Here is a 17,800-nt window from a genome sequence, read left to right as displayed (position 1 = left end):
CCGCCCGCGAGCGACTCGCGAACGCCTCGGAATGGTTTCGCAATCGCCACGTGGCCAGATCGTTCAACATTCAGGCGCTCAGCTCCGCTGGAGCAAGGCCGAGCTTGGCGAAGCGTCAACAAGGTGGGCAGCAGGCCAATCGACATGATTCCTAGACGCAGTAGATGGCGATGGACCAACGCGCCATAAGCATCTCAACTTTTATACCCGGTTTGACGCCGCCAATTTCGCAATCACGTGCACTCCACTTTGTCGAATTTTTCCGGAACTTCGACCTCTTTGAAGATGGAGTTGGAGGAGCTGTGAAGCTCTGTCAAACGCGGGGCTACGATCGCGCGGCGCTGCTCCGGCCCGACAAAGACCACGCCCTCCGCATCTTTGGGAACGCCCGCGCAGGTGGAGCGCTTGTTGAAATCCAGGGCGACGGCAATTTGATAGAGGTTGCTCTTGCGCGTCGGGTCCGGCTCGGCCTGGTAGTGGATCAGTCCCGCCCACAAGCACGAAGACATGCAGATGGCGAAAGAAATTGCTGCGTCTCCGGGCCGGGACTTTGCCATGTTATAAAGCACCAGAGCGCCGCTTGCGAAAAGCAGCGGGATAAGCGCGGAATTGGCCCACTGGGCAAGAACGAGCGCGGACGCGGCCGCGGTGGCTTTTGGGAGCGAGGAGGCGTCGACTTCGAAGATCGCGTTTATTTCAATCGCCCCTTGGCCGTGCGCAAAATACGTCGCCAGCCCAAGCAGCCCGAGTCCGATAAACTTCGCGGGCTTGAACTCGGAATAGTGGCGGTCGATGAATCGGCTTGCCACCGTCGTCAGGACAACCATTCCAAGCAGCGCCCCGGCCATGTAGCAGACAAACGCCCGGCTGGGCGCCAAGAGCCCATAGGACGCGAGAAGCCCCGTGACAATGGGAATCACCGGGCTAAGGATGGACATCGCGATCAGCTTCAATCTGAAGTCGAACGGGTTTTGAAGAAGATCGCGAAGGCGCTTTCGCTGCCATGCGACCCTCACTCTCGTCCTCTTCATTCCGCTGGTGGCGCGGTATCCGCGTATCTTCATGGCGCTCTACCTTTAAATTCGTTCATCGGTTGGCCGCGCGTGCCCTCCGGCGCGCGGAAGGCGCCATTGTAAGGTCGCCCCTTTAAACCCATCCGTCCCCGCGCTTCGCGCCGGCGGCAGAGGTCGCCAGCTTGCAGCAGAACCAGATAACCGAAGTCCCTCTCCCGATTCGCAGGCAAACACGCGGCGCTCCCGCAGCCTGGATCCCGTCGCTGCAGCCCCGCTCGTCGCAACCGGATATTGGCGCAATGCGCGACGAGGACCTCGCCATGGAGGAATGCGCTAGCTTGGCCGCCCGCTCGCTGGCGAGATTTCCGGTCGATCTGGCGTCGGGTTGTTGGGAAACGGCCGTCCGCTCCGCGCATGGCGCACCGTCAAAAGGGGTTGAGGGCAAATGGACACACGGAGGTGATCTCAGCGGTGTCGCGCCAAGCGGTTGCCAACGGATGATGGCATCGATGGCACGCGTGGGCGGATCCCGGTGGCACGGCAATGACCGTTATTCGGGAGAGTTTCAATAATCCCAAGTTCCATGGCCGGACGCGCCGCTGCGCCAACGCTCGCGTCAATCCCAGACCCGTCACGGGGCGCCGCCCTCTCATTGGGGCCCGGTTTGCCTAGCGCGGCTTGGAACGTTCTGGCACAATGCGGCCCGTCTATTGAAATACCCGTTGAAATAGATCTTTGCCCGCCAAGTCGGGGTTTTTTTTCGCCGCCACGCCGAGCTCGACTATTGCCGCGACGCGCTCGAAGGCGAGGCCGGCAAGACACGCCACTTTAGCGTTTTCCCGGGCCGATATCGAAATCATGATGCCGCTGGCGCCTCGTCGACTTCCCTCCGCCAAGCGCGCTTTCGGGTGATGCGAGCGTTGACGAGCCAGGAGCCCGGGCCAGCCTACCCTCCGGCCAAACGGGACGCATGCCGAACCGTGTTCCGCCCGCCTCGCTTGGCGTCGAACAGGGCCGCGTCCGCCGCCTCGACCATTCCCTGAATGCTCGCGCCCCGGCTAGGAACCAGCGACGCGACTCCGAACGACATCGTCACCGGCCCCCTCAATCCAGTCGACTCGTCGATAGCGAGGCTCTCCACGCGCGCGCGACAGCCCTCGGCCACCAACAGCGCGCCTGGGAGGTCCGTGTCTGGAAGCACGATGGCGAATTCCTCGCCTCCATACCGCGCCAGCTTGTCCGAAGGCCGGCGCAACTGATCAGCGAGGACCGCGGCGATGCCTTTGATGCAGTAGTCACCCGCGACATGCCCAAAATGGTCGTTGTAATGTTTGAAGTGGTCGATGTCGCAGATGACCAGGGACAGGGGCTTAGAGTGCCGTAGGCCCCGGCTCCATTCGGCCGCCATCGCGGCGTCGAAGCTTCGGCGATTGCCGACGCCCGTGAGCTCGTCGATGCCGTTCAGCCGCGACAGCAGCGCGTTCGCCGCGGCGAGATCGGCCTGGCTCGCGGTCAGGAGGCGAAACGCCTCGTCGCGCTCCGCTCGGGCGAGGCAGGAGGCGGAGTGGTAGCGGATTCGAGCCACCAGCTCGATCGTCTCCGGCAGCTTCACCAAGTAATCGTTCGCGCCCAGGAGGAAGCAGCGCTCCTTGGCGACCGCGTCGTCGCTGGCCGAGAGGATGACCACCGGGACGTTCGCGAGCTCCTCGGCCGCCCGGTAGAGGGCAAGGAGCGCGTATCCGTCGATGCCCGGCATGATCAGGTCCTGCAAGATCACCGTCGGCCTGAACTCCAACGCGGCTTCCACCGCAACCTCGGCCCGGCTCTCGACGCGCAGCTCGATGTCCGAATGCGCCTCGAGCACGAGGCGCAATTTTTCCAACACCATGGGCTGATCGTCGATCAGCAACACTCGGGCCTGCATTGTTTCTTTAATCATGTCGTCGATAGGACCCGTTGGCGAATTGCCCAATAATACCGACAATCCAAAACGCGCGGCATCGATTGTTGGCGAACGGCACAAATCCAACCCAGCCAGGACGCGGCGAGACGAGGAAGGCGTCAGGCAAAGACCGCCTTGTCGCGGAAGGACCTGATCGTGGAGACCGGCGCAAGGGGCGCGCTTGGCGGGCTCATAGGCCAACCTCGGCTGCGGTCCAGCAAGCGCCCGCCCCACGTTCGCGGCGACCCTATCTTGATCAGCCGCCCCCCACGCCCACCAAGTCCCAGCCTTTATCGCCCTTCTTGAAGCGGCCCGTTTGCGTCCCGGCGCCCGCGGTGAACTCGCACTTGAACCCACCCAATTCGGCCGAGACGCACTTGCCTACTTTGATCTTGCTAAGCTCTTCCTTTTGGCTTTCGACTCCCGCCTTGCCGCTGATCGCTTCGATTTGCTTAGCCATCGCCTCGCGCACATCTGAGTCGCCGGGAGCCCCGCCGCCGCTGCACGCCGAAAGCGACAACGCCACGGCGACGCCGCCCAGGGCCGAGGCCAGAATGCTAATTTTCATGTTCTTCCTTTTCAAATCATTTCGTTGAGTTGGCTTGGGAGCAGTCCCCCAAGCGATGAGGACGGTCAATGAGCCGTTTCGTTAATTTCTTGCTGCAAAATTTCCATCCACCGAGCGCGCATCGCCTTGTCTTTCATCGCGACGCGCCACGACGGCCGGCCCACGTCCTTCACCGTGACGAACAGGCCGGTGTTGGCGGCGGCCTCGCGAGCCGCCCGGATGTTCGCCCCGGCCGCCCCGATCGCCCCTTGCACGCCGAAGCCGACCACGCCGCCCGGACGCTCTTCGTTGCTCGCCCACTCGCGGATCTTGTCGAAAGGGTAGAGCTGATATCCACCGTCACACAGCAGCCCAAGCGTCTTTGACTTCGGATCGAGCGCGATACCCGTCCCCTCCTCTGAATGGTCAAGCCCCTGCCCTGCAATGATGCCCAGCCCGCCAAGCATCGCGGCGTGCAGCTTCTCGCGCCCAAAGGCCCGGGCGATGAGAAACCAAGACAGCAGGGCCACCGGCCCCCAAGCCACCAGCACGGTCGCAAGCTTCGCGAAAAAGCCCGTGGCGAACGGCACCATCGTCGAAACGACAATGCCCCACAAAAAAAACACAATTCCCAAAATCCACATTTCCACACCTACCTTTCGTTTGACGGGCGCGCCACTTGCACCCTCCAGCAACGAATACTAAACCAAATTGGTTGACAGTCAACCTTATAAGTCCTTCAATATTTTTCGTCGGGTTGCCACCATTCAGGTTGAATGGATTTCCAAGGTCGCCAATGACGAACAACTACTTCAAGCAGGATGGAACGGAAGGCGAGCGGCTTGTCGAGATGCGCAAGGCCGTGGGCGAGGCGATCGGCCGGAGGAGGCAACGGGCGGGAATGACGCAGGAGGCGGTCGCCGAGAAGCTTGGCATCGGCCCGGAGGCGGTCTCCAGAATGGAGCGCGGCGTGGGCTCGGTCACGGCCGAGCGCCTCATTGTGTTGGCCGAAATGTTCTCGTGCCGAGCCGACGAGTTGTTGTTGCAGGCGAGCCACAGGCCCGCGGACCAGGCGGGCGAATTGGCTTCGCTCCTCGAAGGGCTGCCCGCCGGGGAGCGCCTCTATTTGATGGAGTCGATTCGAAATTTCTGCCGCTACGTCGCCGAACGCGGCGACGGCCCGCGGTAAGGCGATCAGCCCAGCCCCGCTCCACGTCCCCACCTCCTGCGGAAAGCGGCGAGAGCTGGCGAGCGCGCTTGCCAACTAGGCATAGCGTTCGTCCTACGCCGCGCCGTCGCGCCCGCCTATCGCTCCTCGTTCGGCCGCCGGTTACCATGGAAGCTCAGCATTTGGAGCGAGCCATGACCGATCTTGATTCCGTCGCCAAGTCCAGCGACGACACATTTGTCGCCGGAGACCAATCCGCAGCCCTTCTCCGGGGGATGCCCGACACTTTGCCAAAGCACGGGGGCGTGCCAGCGGCGCGTTCGATGCGGAATCTAGCCGGCATGGACGGGCTAGGCATGCCCATTCCCGCGGGCCGCTCGGGCATGCTCGGGCTAGCCAATGCCGACACGGCGACTGCGCCGACGTCGCAGCGCAGAGTTGGCGAGACGAGGGTGGGCGAGGTCAGGATCCGCATTGCGGAGGCAAGCGGCAACCGCACCGGGACGTCGCCTGAGGGGGCGGCAAAGTCACGCAAGTCGTCGCGCGGCGCAAACTGGAAGAAAAACGAAGTTAAAGGTTGATGCAACGATCGGCCATGCGCCCCTGGATTTTGTCGGAACGCGGCAGGCGCTCGGACGCCATAACACAAACTAGCCGATTGACGGGCCGGCCATGGCCGACGCGGTCAGTTGGAATTTTTCGCGCTGAAATTGTGGACCATGACTGCGACGATGTCGCGAATCGAATGCCTCGCGGGCTCCGGAAGCGACGCGATAGCCCGCAACATCGCCAGGTCGGCCGTGGAAATAGCAGCCTCCGACATGACAGTGGCCGACAGGCTTTGGGCCTCGCCCTCGCCGAATCTAAGCCATGCCGAGCTCACGCCGAGCCACGCCGCCAAGATCACGATTTTTCCCTGCGTCGGAATCGACTCGCCCACCATCCACTTGCGAACCGCATGGCTGGTCACCGAGTCCTCGCCAGCCCTGACGTTGAACGCCCTCGCGAAATCGGTGGGGCCCAACGGCACATGCGCCGCGCCTGCCGCGGACCTAAGCCTCTCGCTAAAATTGGCGCGCTCTTCGGCGACTGTGGACTTGAACATGGGCATCGTTGGCAATTGGGCGAAATGATCGTGGGATGCCAGCGATTGGCGGCTGGCTCGATCATTCTAACTCGACCGAAAAGGAGGCGCCAGCATAGGCGACAACGCTACGGCTTGGCTCCCGCCTTGCGAGTAATGCCGCTCGCATGGAATCGCGTCAGCGGTCGCTTCGGCTTGCCGTGTCTAGCCATGCGCCAGCCGAACGCGCATGTTTCAATCCCGCCTTTCTCGGGCGTCAGCTTTGACGCAGCCGCGCCAAGTCGGCCAAGATGGCTAGCAGTTGCTCGGTGTCGACAGGCTTGACCAAGTGATGGCCGAAGCCCGCCTCGGCCGTTCGCTTGCGATCGTGCGCGTGGCCGTAGCCAGTCACCGCGATGAATGCGCGCTTGGCTCCCCCGTCGAGCTGCCTGAGGCGCGCGCTCAACTCGACCCCGTCCATCCCAGGCAGGCCCAGGTCCAAAAGATAGACGTCCTGCGGCTCATTCTTGGCCCGTTCAATGGCCGCGCCGGGGTCGATCTCGACGACCACGCGATGCCCAGCCGCCCCCAGGAGCATGCCGAGCATTTCGGCGGCATCGACGTTGTCATCGACGACCATCACCTTAAGGGGACCGGCGCCCTCTTCCGTCCGAGACGAACCGGCTTCGCCTGGAGATTCCGAATGGCGCGGCAACGTCACGATGAAAGCCGAGCCGGGCCCCGATTCGACGCCTTCCGCGCGGATGGCTCCGCCATGCATTGCGACCAGACTCCGGACGAGCGATAGGCCCACCCCCAATCCGCCCTGCGTCCTGGCCGACGGCCGTGGGCCCTGCTCGAACAAGTCGAAGATTCGCGCGCGCTGATGGGGTTCGATGCCTTGGCCATTGTCCTCGACGCGCAGCGAAAACGTGGTCTCGCTTCCTTCGAGGGATACTTGGAGGCGCCCCCCCGGCGCGGTGTAGCGCGCGGCGTTGTCGAGCAGATTCGCGGCGATCTGGGTGAGCCTGGCGCTGTCCCCGGATACCATGGCCTCGGTGTCGGGCAAGCGAATCTCCAAAGCATGGCCGAGCCGCTCCACAAGGGGCCGGATTTGCTCCACGGCGTCCATGATGGGAGCGCGCAGGTCAGTCGGCTTCAAGTTCACCGCGGCCAACCCCCGCGTCACCCTCGAAACGTCAAGCAGCTCGTCGACAAGCCGCACGATGTGCTTCACTTGGCGGGCGATCACCGCGCTCGCGGTCCCGATCCTGGCCAGGTCGCGCGGCGACCTTGCCAAGATGTCGGCGGCCGCGCTGATGGGAGCCAACGGGTTTCGCAACTCGTGCGCCAGCATAGCTAGGAACTCATCCTTGCGGCGATCGGCCTCCCTGAGCTCGGCGACTCTTTCGGCAAGCTCCGCGTTGAGCCGATCGGCCTCCACCTGGGCCAGGTGCTGCTCGGTGACGTCGCTGCCCTCGACGAAAATCCCGGCGACCACGCCATCCTCGAAGATGGGCTGGTAGATGAAATTCATGTAGCGCTGCTCCGGGGGAGCGGCCGGACTCCGGCGCAGCATCGCTGGAATGCCAAGGCCGACAAAAGGCGTTCCGGTCGCATAGACTTGGTCGAGAAGCTCGTAGAAGCCTTGTCCAGCCAGTTCCGGCACCGCCTCCCTGACCGGCAGGCCGACATAGGGCCGCTCGCCCATCAACGTGACGATCGAGGCGTTGACTAGCTCGTAGACGTGGTCGGGGCCGCGCATGAATGCGATGAAGCCGGGAGCCTGGTCAACAAGTCGGTGCAGGCGGGAAGCGTTCTCGTCGCGCTCGCGCTGATTGGCGACTCGCCGAGTCGTCTCCAAAGCCAAGGAGAGGACGCCGGCGACCGTCCCGTCATCGTTTCTTAGCGGGCTCAGCGACGACATGAAGAATCGGACTTCGGACCGCCCTTCGAACTCCATGAGGACCCCCTTGTCCTCCATCAGAACCGCCCTGCCATCCAAAGCCTCGGCGAGCCCGACGCCTACCGCGGGAAGCGACTCCGGCAGCACGTCCCAGAAGGGGCTCCCATACGCGTCGGGATGGCGTGGACCCAATATTTCCGCATACGCGTCGTTGTAGAACATTCTTAGGTCGGGCCCGACCATCACCGACGTCGGCAAATCCGAGTCAAGCGCCGATCGAAGCGCCTCCCTTGTCGAGCCGACCCAATCAACCGCCGCCAAGTTCGGCAATCCATCCAGTCCCAATTCGCGCAAGTTTTTTGGGCGCGAGCCGTCGGGAGATTCCATTTTTGCCTCGATTTTAATTTTGGCTTGCAAGTTGCGACCTTCGATTATACGAAACTTGCTCGGCACAACTTGTTTCAATAGAACGCGCCATGTTGTCCATCCGCATCGGCGTTTCGTCACGACCCGCATGGCAGATTGGCATGCCACTATGCCCTCGTCGCAAAAGCCGCTGCAAATGAAAAGGCGCGCCTGTGCGTGTATATACCAGAGCAAATTCTGGGGCGCCAGCCCTGAACTCGGGCCGAGACTTGCGCGGGAGCCGAAGCGAGCGCCGCCCAATTTTTAATCAAAGTATGATCGCCCTCTGCGCAAAAGGAGAGTGATCGCGCACGGCGCCGGCGTTGCAGCCCGCTGCGTGGGCCCAAAGACCCGGCCAACCACTGCTGCTGTGGTGCGTGAAGGTTACCCAACGCGCAGCGCTGTCCAAAAACCACTAATCCAAAGCCATCGATGGCTTCTCGCTGCCCTTTCCCGGGCGAAAACGGCCGCAGGACCAGAGATCTATCTATGAACCACAATCCTATAATGAAGTTACCCAAACTTGCCCAAAGCAACCCGTATTCGCGTGGGTCCGGCCCGTTGCTTTTAACTTTCGGCGACGATGGCGGCGAATTCGACGCTCTGACGGGCCCTGCAAGGATAGCGCCATGGCGGACCTAGACATGGTTTCGCCGGTGGAGCGCCTCTATGCAAAACTGCTCGCCGCGCTCTGTCGTTCTGCCCGCGCGAAGCCTGCCGAGCAGCGCGTATTGGTCATGCGCGGCATCGTCCGCAGCATTGGGGGAAACAGCGAGCCCGAGCGAACAGGAATCACAAACCTCGTTTTTCTCGAACTTTCAACCACGGACACGCAGGAACTTTCCACCGACCTGTCGGAAATCATCGCCAGTGGAATCGCCACGACAGCCCACTCGGTGGCTCGACCAAGCGCGCGGCCAGCGTTCACCCGCGAACGGCGGCGACATCAACCGGGCGATGCCCTCTCTACTCCATGGCTTCCGGGGCGGGAAAGACGCCAGAGGCCTGACCGAAGCTAAACAGGAATGTGAAATTTAATGAAGCTGATTTGGTCTATGTCGCCAATAGCCGCGACATGGACCAATCATGGACCTATTCCCGCCGAGCGCAGCGGGCACGCGCTCGCTAGAAGCTGTCTCGGAACGATCTCGATCCAACATGCTCTCTGATTAGCGTGTGAATTTCCTGCGCGCACTGGTCGACGAGCCCCGCAAGCGCGATGCAATCGGCGGTGGAGATGGCTATCGGCTCGCCTTCCAGGTCGTGGCTGCTCCGATGGACGATGTGGTGGCGCTTGGCCGTCGCCTCGTAAAAGGGCCTAAAACTCGGCGGCCTAAATCCGAAGCCGTGCAGGAACAACGGCGCGACCTTATCCCAGCGATGCCACACCATTCCAGACAAATAGGTCCGAACGGTCGCGCGGAGCCGATCTTGTTCATCGAATATCTGGCCCAGCATCATGGGCCGATCACGAAGGCCTGGAAGCTTTGTCACCAATCCGCGCAGGACGTTTTCGTCATGGGCGGCCCAATACGCCACCGTCTCCCATAGGAAAGCCTCGAAGGTCGAGATTGCGGAACCATAGACCAAATTCGACAGCAGGCGCACGGATGCCGGGTCGCCTTGCATCGCCAAGAGGCGCAACGATTGGGCGAGCCGGTCCTTGAGGAGGGCCAGCGGGTCGTCTGGACTTTCAGCCTCAACATCATAAAGCTCGCCGAATGCCTCCACGCGGTCCAGCGGCGCCCATTCCTCCCCTCCCCCGCGGCGCAGCGCGCCGGCAAGATCTTCGATAAGGTCATCGCCGACAATGCCGGCGAACCTCCCGCGCAGTTGCGCCCCTGGTTCGAACGGGCCGCCCCAAATCCAGTCGTAGCTGCCGTCCGCCTCGCCATACTTCCAATGGCTAGGGTCGCAATAGCGGGAAAGGAACCAATCTCCCATCTCTTGCAATACGAATTCCGGATCGGCTTCTTTCAATGCCTCGTTGTTTGGCTCATAAGCGGCGAATTCTCCCGCCTCGTCCATGGCTCGCGCAATGGGTCTTCGAGCGGATTTGGCCAACCCATCCAAAATTTCTTTGAGCTTCTCGTTCATATCTTTCAGGATTTGAGAACCAAGGGCGCCCGGGAAGCGCCGACCGAATCGTCCGCGAGCGACCGGGCAATGTCCGTCGCCTCAATGCCCGCGCGTATCGCCCGCGACTGGTCGCACAACACTGTTTCGATTTCGGCGGCGAATCGTTTGTGCGCGCCAAGATCGCCCCACTCCATCGCGGCCGCGTCCACCGCAGGCATCCACGCAATGTCGACCACGCCCAATCGCGCGACCACCTCGCCCGCCAGCGTCTGCTCCACCATGCCAGCCACTCGCCCCGACGGATCGATCCAGAAGGCCTCGACGCGGGCCACGTCGAATAAGGTCGAAAAAAGCTGGCCCTTGCGGACGGCCGCCTCCATGGTCGAGGCGATCTTGTTGGACCGCTGCCATGCGAGGAGATCGGCCTTCTCGTAAAGGCATTTTTGGTTGGCGCCTGCGGCGCCCCTGGCGCCGGCCTGCGAGTATGCAGGCCCGGAGCCGTTGGCGCGCATGGCTTCCAACGCGCTGACAGAGCTTCGCAGGAAGACGGCGGCTTCGCTTGTCGTCAGCGCCACCGAGTCGGGCAACCGGTGCAGCCGCTCGAGGATGTCAAGCGAGGCGAGTATTTGATCGGTGGAACCCATGTCACGGCGAGTCGTTGAAGAGATGCAAGATATTAGCATCCCTCGCCGAGCGGCCCCTCGTTCGACTCGGCCATCCAGTCCTATTCAGCGAGCTGGCTATCGGTCAAAATGCTGACTCGGCAATAACCGCAATCACCAAGGAATCCGCATGACTCATCCCATTCCAACCTTCGCGAGCCAGGACGAATGCGAGGCCTACTTGAAGGCGCTCGTCGCGAACAACGCAATCATTCCCCGAAAAACTCCATTGCGCTTTGCGATCAACGAGGTGTTTTCGTTCCTCGCGCAATTTCTCGTTTTCTTTTTAGGGATCGTCTTGACCACCAACGCGTTGCGCGACGAGAAAAGGTTGATGGCGACACTGGCATCGAAGGCCGGGGAAGGCGCGACCCAGGAATTTTTCTGGTTGGGACTGGCGATTTTAGCGGTGGTGGGAATTCTGGGAATGGTCGCCAACATGGCCGAAGGGGCAAAACCGGCGGTGGACGAATTCATGTTGGAGTTTCCAAAGGCGATCTATGCATTCACAGCGAGCGGAGCCGCGGCCTTTGTCGCCGTGGAGAGATTCCTGCAACTGAACCCGCAAGAACGCGTGGGGAATTCGTCCGCCCAACTGATCATGATCGCCCTCGGCTTGGCGCTAGTCGGCTTGCTGTATGGAGGAGCACTCTCGTTTATGCTCCGCCGCAAAGACTACATAAAGTAGCATTTATTCTGTTCGGCCGAGAAGCTGAGGTCACGTCGAAGCAAAATTTGGATTTGCGTCCAGACGACGATTCCGGCGGCTTCACTTAATCAAATGCAATCTACATAATCGAACTGATCGCGCCGTCTCGCCATGGGCGTCGGAAAACACAGCAGGCGACGAATTGTTCAGCTCAACAAGGCGAGATATCGGAGAATCCACGCAGATTTATCGACCAAGTTGGAATTGTTCAAAGGCAGTTTCGAGATAAAGACGGATGCGCTTGGGCGAGGACGCGACAACCAATATCAAAAGTTTGATCTTGCGCAAACGCTTAGCTCGGATTAAGGCGCACCGTTGTGTCATGGCCAACGAACCTCACAACCCAACAAAAATTCAAAAGCGCGAGTGGCATGTCCGCCGCGACCATTGGAACGCCGCGCTCGTCGCTGTCGCGCTTAGAGTGAAGCGCGAGCGCGGGGTCCGCGGCGCGGCGCGGCTCCTGACCGAAGGCAACGTTTCATGCTGGGTCTCCGCGAGGGTGTTATCCACCGGCGGGGCGATTCGCGCGGACGACGACGCGGCCGACGACTTGGACTGACTAGGGCTGGCGTAATCCGAGCGATAGCCGGGCCCGCAGCGCCATTGCCAGCGCGATCGAAATCGATGACGGCGTTGATCGATGCGGAAACTGTCGATCAAGCAGCCCTTCCGCTCGGGCTCGACTAAGTCACAGCTGCCTCTGCCGGCGCGGCGCCGCTCCAAATGCCAACAGGGCGCTTTTGATTTCAAACGTCTTAGAAATTTATAAGGGGCAATTAAGAGAAAGCGATTTTACTGGCGCTCATCAACAGGGACCGAAATCTTGCGTGGGCGTCCTGTCCGGGGCTTTGCCGGCCGGCTGACGTGAGGAACCGGGGCGTCTAGCATGGGCCACGCAGTCGGCTTCAATGAGTTGTAGACGTTCGGCGCTTTCGCGAGAATCGACTGCTCGATGCGCTCCATCCATTCGCGCAGCAACGCCCATTCCGCCTTGGTGTAGGTGTCCGTGACGCTCGCGTCGGCGTGGTTGAAGAACCGGCTTCGGATCCCAGGCGGAACGTCGATGGCCGCCATGAGCGCGCCGAATGAACGACGCAGGTCGTGCCGAGCCAATCTATCAATGCCGGCCTCGTCGCGAAGCGAGTCAAGCAAAGCGCTCGCGTCGTTGTAGTGGCCCGTCTTGGACTGGCGGCTGCGCGCCGGAAAGACGAACGTTCGCGATTTTGATCCGAACCCGCGCCGAACGGCCTCCTCCGCTCCGGAAGCCTGGCGGCGACGAAGCAACTGCAAAGCCATCGGGCCGATCGGCAGGCGATGGTTGCTGCCGTTTTTGGTGCCATGGAAGAATACATGCGGCCCGTAGACGTCGTCGTCCAACATGACGTGGCTCGCGAGCTTGCGCGCGTCCGCCGTCAACAGCTCGCCCCATTGGCAAGGGGCGTGTTCGGATTTGCGGCATCCCCACAGCAGCATCAACATCAAATAATGGACGCCCGTCTCGTTGTCGTTCACGTCCTTGCGGCTCCACGCGACTTCGAGGAACTCGCCCAGTGTCTTTGTTGGCGTCAGCGGATTGCGCTTGTTCTGCTCGACGCGAGTCTTCTCGACTTGGTCGCGCGAACGGAACATTCTCCCGAGGATCAAGATCATAAACGGGTTGGCCCTGAGCAGCGGATCGCGGTTCGCCGAGGCGGCGTCGAGCTCCTCCATGCCGATGCACCAACGGACGGCGGCCAAGGCCCAACGGAACGCCTGCTCGTTCGCGGTCGGATGGGCGTCCTGCCCCTCCTTGAACTTCGTTTCGATCTCTTCGGGCGTGAGATCCTTCACGCGACGATTTGCCCAACCCCATCCGACAAACTTTCGAATGGCCCGGTCGACGACCCTAAGCGTCTCGGCGGTGGCGGGCCGCTGCGTGCGGGTTCGCAAATGCTCGCGGTGGCGTGAGAACGCTTGGCCGACGGTCAACTCGGACGCCGCGGTCTTGCGCGCCTCCGCGTTCGGATTCTTGCCGGTGCCGACCATCTGCAACGCCATGGCGGCGGCCTTCGCGCGCGCCAGCGTCAATGGCCCCTTTCCGTCCGACGTCATGAAGTCAGCGACGTTTCCAACCGTGGGCATGATCGACTTGCCGTTGACTTTGCGGCGAATGACGAACGTCTTTTTCTTCGCGATTCGCACGCCGAAGCCGGGCGGAGCCTCTTGGCTGGCGTCGTAGACGATATAATCCCTACCCGAGGGATTGGGTTCAAAAATCAAGGCCCCCGACGGGTCCGTCGCGACTGGCTTGCTGTCGATTTTGAGCCGCTTGATCAGCGGCATGGTCAGTTCGATTTTCATCGCGATCCGTTCTCGCGCGCCGTAACTGACGGAGTCGGCCACGCGCGCTGGGTTATCGGGTTGCCATATAATGCGGCCAGTCGAAACCCCGCTTGAAGGGGACTATACTCTCGCCGCAAATCGTTGATAGCTAATGGAATTTAGCTTTCGTCGCGCGCGGGGGACTGTTGAATAATTATAGCCTGCTCGGGACGACTTTAGTTCCCGATCAGTCCCCAAAATCCGTTTGGAAGACTGGGGAACTTAAGGGCACGTTGCGGCACACTAGGGAATGCGAATAGGTCTATGCCGTTGAATTACAAAGAGAAAATGGACGAAATCAACCCAGCAGCCATCAAGGCGAATCCGGGCGAGAAAGTCACGCCGATGATGCAACAATATTTACGCATCAAGGCCGAGTACCCGACCATGCTGGTCTTCTACCGCATGGGCGACTTCTATGAGCTGTTCCACGACGACGCTGAAAAAGCTGCGCGCATCCTCGGCATCACCCTGACCGCGCGCGGCGCCTCGAACGGCAATCCGATCAAGATGTGCGGCATCCCGTTCCACTCGCTCGACCCGTACCTGGCCAAACTGGTCAAACTCGGCGAGTCGTGCGCGATCTGCGAACAGATTGGCGACCCGGCCACCAGCAAGGGCCCGGTCGAGCGCAAGGTCATGCGCGTGGTCACTCCCGGCACCCTGACCGACGCCGACCTGCTGCCCGAAAAAGCCGAACGCCCCCTGCTGGCCATGTGCATGATCAGCCAGCGCAAGGTCGTCACCACCGGCCTGGCGTGGCTGTCCCTGGCCAGCGGCGGCCTGAAACTGATGGAATTCTCGGGCGACAGCCGCACCGTCGGCCTGCGCCTGCAGCAGGAACTCGAACGCATCGCTCCGGCCGAAATCCTGCGCAGTGACGGTAGCGGCGCCGAGCTGTTCGAAGACGACGGCACCGCCCACACCCAGCGCGTGCCGGACTGGCACTTCGATGTCGTCGGCGGCCACAAGGCCCTGCTCGACCAGCTGGGCGTGGCCACCCTCACCGGTTTCGGCGCCGATGGCCTGGGCGCCGCGTTCGGCGCGGCCGGCGCGCTGCTGCGCTACGCCCAGTCGACCCAGGGCCGCGGCCTGCAGCACGTGCGCAGCCTGTCGACCGAAACCGAGAACGAATTTATCGGCCTCGACGCCGCCACCCGCCGCAACCTGGAGCTGACCGAAACCATCCGCGGCCAGGAGTCACCTACCCTGTTCTCGCTGCTCGACCACTGCCGCACGGCGATGGGTTCGCGCCTGCTGCGCCACTGGCTGCACCATGCGCGGCGCGACCAGAACGTGGCGCGCGCACGCCATGCGGCCATCGCCGCCCTGGCGCAAAGCGACGCCGCCGGCGCGCTGTCGGCCACCCTCGCCGAAGTTCCCGACATCGAACGCATCACCACGCGCATCGCGCTGCTCTCGGCCCGCCCGCGCGACCTGGCCAGCCTGCGCGACGGCCTGCGCCAGTTGCCAGCCTTGCGCCGCTCGGTGCAGCAAGCCTTCACCGCGGGCGAGGAAAGCCTGCTCTCCACCATCCACGATGCGCTGGCCACGCCAGCCATCTGCCTCGACCTGCTCGAACGCGCGGTCGCCCCGGAACCGGCGGCCATGGTGCGCGACGGCGGCGTGTTCGCGCGCGGCTTCGATGCGGAGCTCGACGAACTGCGCGGCCTGTCCGAGAACGCCGGCCAGTTCCTGGTCGACCTTGAAACACGCGAGCGCGCCCGCACCGGCATCGCCAACCTGCGCGTCGAGTACAACAAGGTGCACGGCTTCTACATCGAGGTTACGCACGGCCAGACCGACAAGGTGCCGGACGATTACCGCCGCCGCCAGACCCTGAAAAACGCCGAGCGCTATATCACGCCGGAACTGAAGGTCTTCGAGGACAAGGCCCTGTCGGCGCAGGACAAGGCGCTGGTGCGCGAAAAAATCCTGTACGACCAGCTGCTGGCCGACCTGGCGCCGCACATCGGCACCCTGCAAACCATTTCGCAGGGCCTGGCGCAGCTCGACACCCTGACCGCGCTGACCACCCACGCGTTGCAGCACAACTGGTGCGCGCCGCAACTGGTGGGCGAACCCTGCCTGGTGATCTGCGAAGGCCGCCACCCGGTGGTGGAAAAGCAGATCGAACGCTTCATCGCCAACGACTGCAAGTTCAACGACGAACGCCGCCTGCTGCTGATCACGGGCCCCAACATGGGCGGTAAATCGACCTTCATGCGCCAGGTGGCCTTGATCACGCTGCTGGCCTACATCGGCAGCTACGTGCCGGCCACCAGCGCCACCATCGGCCCGATCGACCGCATCTTCACCCGCATCGGCGCCACCGACGACCTGGCCGGCGGACGCTCGACCTTCATGGTGGAGATGACGGAATCGGCCGCGATCCTCAACGGCGCCACCGCGCAGTCGCTGGTGCTGATGGATGAAGTGGGGCGCGGCACCTCGACCTTCGACGGCCTGGCGCTGGCCTGGGCCATCGCGCGCCATCTGATCGACACGAGCCGCAGTTTCACCCTGTTCGCGACCCATTATTTCGAACTGACGCAACTGCCCGAAAGCCACCCGAGCGCGGCCAACGTGCACCTGTCGGCGGTCGAGCACAAGGACAGCATCGTGTTCCTGCACGCGGTGCAGGCCGGGCCGGCGTCGCAGAGCTACGGCCTGCAGGTGGCGCAACTGGCCGGCGTGCCGCAGACGGTGATCAAGGCTGCGCGCAAGCACTTGGCGCGGCTCGAATCGCAGGCACTCGACACCACGCCGCAGCTCGACCTGTTCGCGCTGCCGTGCGTGGAACCGGACGATGCGCCGGCACCGGCGAGCGGGCACGATGCGGCGGCCGATGCGCTGCGCGAGGCGCTGCACGAGGCCCTGGCCGCCATCGACCCCGATGCCCTGACCCCGCGCGAAGCGCTTGAGCAGTTGTACCAGCTCAAGCGCCTGGCCACGCCATGATGCGCAGCGCACCACTTGCCGCGCTCCTGTGCGCCGCCCTGCTGGCGCTGCAGGCCGATGCCGCCGCCGCGCAGGGCCGCGCGGCGGCCGTAAAGGGACCGGCGCCCTACCAGTTCGCCATCATCGGGCACCGCTTCACCGATGGCGGCGGTGATGCCCAGCTCGAACAGGCGATTGCCGCCAGCGACGATGGCGCGGTCGCCTTCGTGGTCGCCACCGGCATCAAGGGCGAGCGCGAGCCGTGCAGCGACGAGTTGTACACGCAGCGGCGCGACCTGTTTGCGCAGGCGCGCCGGCCGATGATCGTGGCGCCAGCTGCCAGCGACTGGAGCGGCTGCATGAATGCCGCCGGCAGCCAGCTGGCGGTGGACCGCCTGAACCGCATGCGCGAGTTGTTCTATCCGGACGCCGAGTCGCTCGGCAAGCGCACCTTGCCCCTGCTGCGCCTGTCGAGCAGTTCGCAGTTCCGCAGCTACGCCGAGAACGCGCACTGGATTGTCGGGAACGTGCTGTATGCGACCATGAATCTGCCGTCGGATAACAATCACTACCGCCCCGAGGCGGGCCGCAACAGCGAGTTCGAGGACCGCGCCGTGGCCAACCGCTTCTGGCTCAAGCGCCTGTTCGGCACGGCCCAGCGCAAAAAGCTCGACGCGCTGGTGCTGTTTACCGAAGGGAACCTGAAGGCGCACAGTGACAAGCCGGGCCTGCTGTCCATGCTGGGATCGAGCGACAGCCGCGAAGACGGCTATGCGGCGGCGCGCCAGCAGGTGGTGACGCTGGCGCAAAAATTCGCGGGGAAGGTGCTGCTGGTCGATACCGCCGCGCCAGCGGGACCGGCACCGGCAATTGCCTGGCGTGGCAACCTGGGACATGTGAGCGTGGGTTCGAGCGTGCTGCGCATGCGCGTGGCGCCAGGCAGCGAGAAGATGTTCCTGCTTCAGAAACCGTAAAACGGACGCGGTGCCGGGCCTGGGCCGCGGC

General features: G+C 62.8%; 17 protein-coding genes. 7 read left to right on the top strand and 10 right to left on the bottom strand.

Features of this window, described 5'->3' with window-relative positions:
- Positions 1–233 precede the first annotated feature (233 nt).
- The 5 genes from CR152_RS15680 to CR152_RS15665 form a co-directional block, all read right to left on the bottom strand.
- On the bottom strand, positions 234–1,064 hold the full coding sequence (locus CR152_RS15680) for a hypothetical protein (protein WP_157778508.1): 831 nt from the start codon (positions 1,062–1,064) through the stop codon (positions 234–236).
- Positions 1,065–1,720: 656 nt separating this feature from the next.
- Positions 1,721–1,873, bottom strand: coding sequence for a hypothetical protein (locus CR152_RS32945; protein WP_157778507.1), 153 nt, complete (start codon positions 1,871–1,873; stop codon positions 1,721–1,723).
- Between the two features lie 86 nt (positions 1,874–1,959).
- The gene (locus CR152_RS15675) at positions 1,960–2,925 is read right to left on the bottom strand and encodes a diguanylate cyclase (RefSeq protein WP_229413412.1); all 966 of its coding nucleotides are present in this window, start codon (positions 2,923–2,925) and stop codon (positions 1,960–1,962) included.
- A 286-nt stretch (positions 2,926–3,211) separates the two neighbouring features.
- Positions 3,212–3,523, bottom strand: a complete 312-nt coding sequence (locus tag CR152_RS15670) for a hypothetical protein (RefSeq protein ID WP_099875852.1) — start codon at positions 3,521–3,523, stop codon at positions 3,212–3,214.
- Between the two features lie 65 nt (positions 3,524–3,588).
- A complete protein-coding gene (locus tag CR152_RS15665) occupies positions 3,589–4,146 on the bottom strand; it encodes a DUF4755 domain-containing protein (RefSeq protein WP_099875850.1) in 558 nt (185 codons plus the stop codon).
- 152 nt (positions 4,147–4,298) lie between these two features.
- Between CR152_RS15665 and CR152_RS15660 the strand changes: the two genes are divergently transcribed.
- Together CR152_RS15660 and CR152_RS15655 are read left to right on the top strand one after the other, a co-directional pair.
- Positions 4,299–4,691, top strand: a complete 393-nt coding sequence (locus tag CR152_RS15660) for a helix-turn-helix domain-containing protein (RefSeq protein ID WP_229413411.1) — start codon at positions 4,299–4,301, stop codon at positions 4,689–4,691.
- A gap of 173 nt (positions 4,692–4,864) precedes the next feature.
- Positions 4,865–5,251: a hypothetical protein gene (locus CR152_RS15655; protein ID WP_099875848.1), complete on the top strand. Its 387-nt coding sequence runs from the start codon at positions 4,865–4,867 to the stop codon at positions 5,249–5,251.
- A gap of 104 nt (positions 5,252–5,355) precedes the next feature.
- On the opposite strand, the gene CR152_RS15650 is transcribed toward CR152_RS15655, so the two are convergent.
- Together CR152_RS15650 and CR152_RS15645 are read right to left on the bottom strand one after the other, a co-directional pair.
- On the bottom strand, positions 5,356–5,775 hold the full coding sequence (locus CR152_RS15650; RefSeq protein WP_157778505.1) for a hypothetical protein: 420 nt from the start codon (positions 5,773–5,775) through the stop codon (positions 5,356–5,358).
- Between the two features lie 235 nt (positions 5,776–6,010).
- A complete protein-coding gene (locus CR152_RS15645; RefSeq protein WP_167399900.1) occupies positions 6,011–8,056 on the bottom strand; it encodes a hybrid sensor histidine kinase/response regulator in 2,046 nt (681 codons plus the stop codon).
- 617 nt (positions 8,057–8,673) lie between these two features.
- Here CR152_RS15645 and CR152_RS15640 point away from each other — a divergent pair.
- Positions 8,674–9,063, top strand: coding sequence for a hypothetical protein (locus tag CR152_RS15640; protein WP_099875842.1), 390 nt, complete (start codon positions 8,674–8,676; stop codon positions 9,061–9,063).
- A gap of 106 nt (positions 9,064–9,169) precedes the next feature.
- Here the strand turns inward: CR152_RS15640 and CR152_RS15635 are convergent, their stop codons facing one another.
- Positions 9,170–10,141 carry a hypothetical protein gene (locus CR152_RS15635; RefSeq protein WP_099875840.1) on the bottom strand — a complete coding sequence of 324 codons (972 nt, stop codon included), beginning with the start codon at positions 10,139–10,141 and terminating at the stop codon, positions 9,170–9,172.
- A gap of 5 nt (positions 10,142–10,146) precedes the next feature.
- Positions 10,147–10,767 carry a hypothetical protein gene (locus CR152_RS15630; RefSeq protein WP_099875838.1) on the bottom strand — a complete coding sequence of 207 codons (621 nt, stop codon included), beginning with the start codon at positions 10,765–10,767 and terminating at the stop codon, positions 10,147–10,149.
- A 148-nt stretch (positions 10,768–10,915) separates the two neighbouring features.
- On the opposite strand from CR152_RS15630, the gene CR152_RS15625 reads away from it, so the two are divergent.
- Positions 10,916–11,473, top strand: a complete 558-nt coding sequence (locus tag CR152_RS15625; RefSeq protein WP_099875836.1) for a hypothetical protein — start codon at positions 10,916–10,918, stop codon at positions 11,471–11,473.
- Positions 11,474–11,816: 343 nt separating this feature from the next.
- Entirely contained in the window at positions 11,817–12,053 is a 237-nt protein-coding gene (locus CR152_RS15620; protein ID WP_157778504.1) for a hypothetical protein, read from the top strand.
- A gap of 233 nt (positions 12,054–12,286) precedes the next feature.
- Here CR152_RS15620 and CR152_RS15615 read toward each other — a convergent pair whose 3' ends face one another.
- Positions 12,287–13,834, bottom strand: coding sequence for a tyrosine-type recombinase/integrase (locus CR152_RS15615; protein ID WP_157778503.1), 1,548 nt, complete (start codon positions 13,832–13,834; stop codon positions 12,287–12,289).
- A 309-nt stretch (positions 13,835–14,143) separates the two neighbouring features.
- Between CR152_RS15615 and mutS the strand changes: the two genes are divergently transcribed.
- Positions 14,144–16,816 carry a DNA mismatch repair protein MutS gene (gene mutS, locus CR152_RS15610; RefSeq protein WP_099882382.1) on the top strand — a complete coding sequence of 891 codons (2,673 nt, stop codon included), beginning with the start codon at positions 14,144–14,146 and terminating at the stop codon, positions 16,814–16,816.
- Complete coding sequence (locus CR152_RS15605; RefSeq protein ID WP_099875830.1) at positions 16,813–17,769, top strand: hypothetical protein; 957 nt, start codon at positions 16,813–16,815, stop codon at positions 17,767–17,769. The genes mutS and CR152_RS15605 overlap by 4 nt, the downstream gene beginning before the upstream one ends.
- The last annotated feature ends 31 nt before the right edge of the window (positions 17,770–17,800 follow it).

Origin of the sequence: Massilia violaceinigra, from assembly GCF_002752675.1 — a bacterium.
Taxonomy (GTDB): Bacteria; Pseudomonadota; Gammaproteobacteria; order Burkholderiales; family Burkholderiaceae_D; genus Telluria_A; species Telluria_A violaceinigra.
This window is presented reverse-complemented; position numbering and strand designations above follow the sequence as displayed.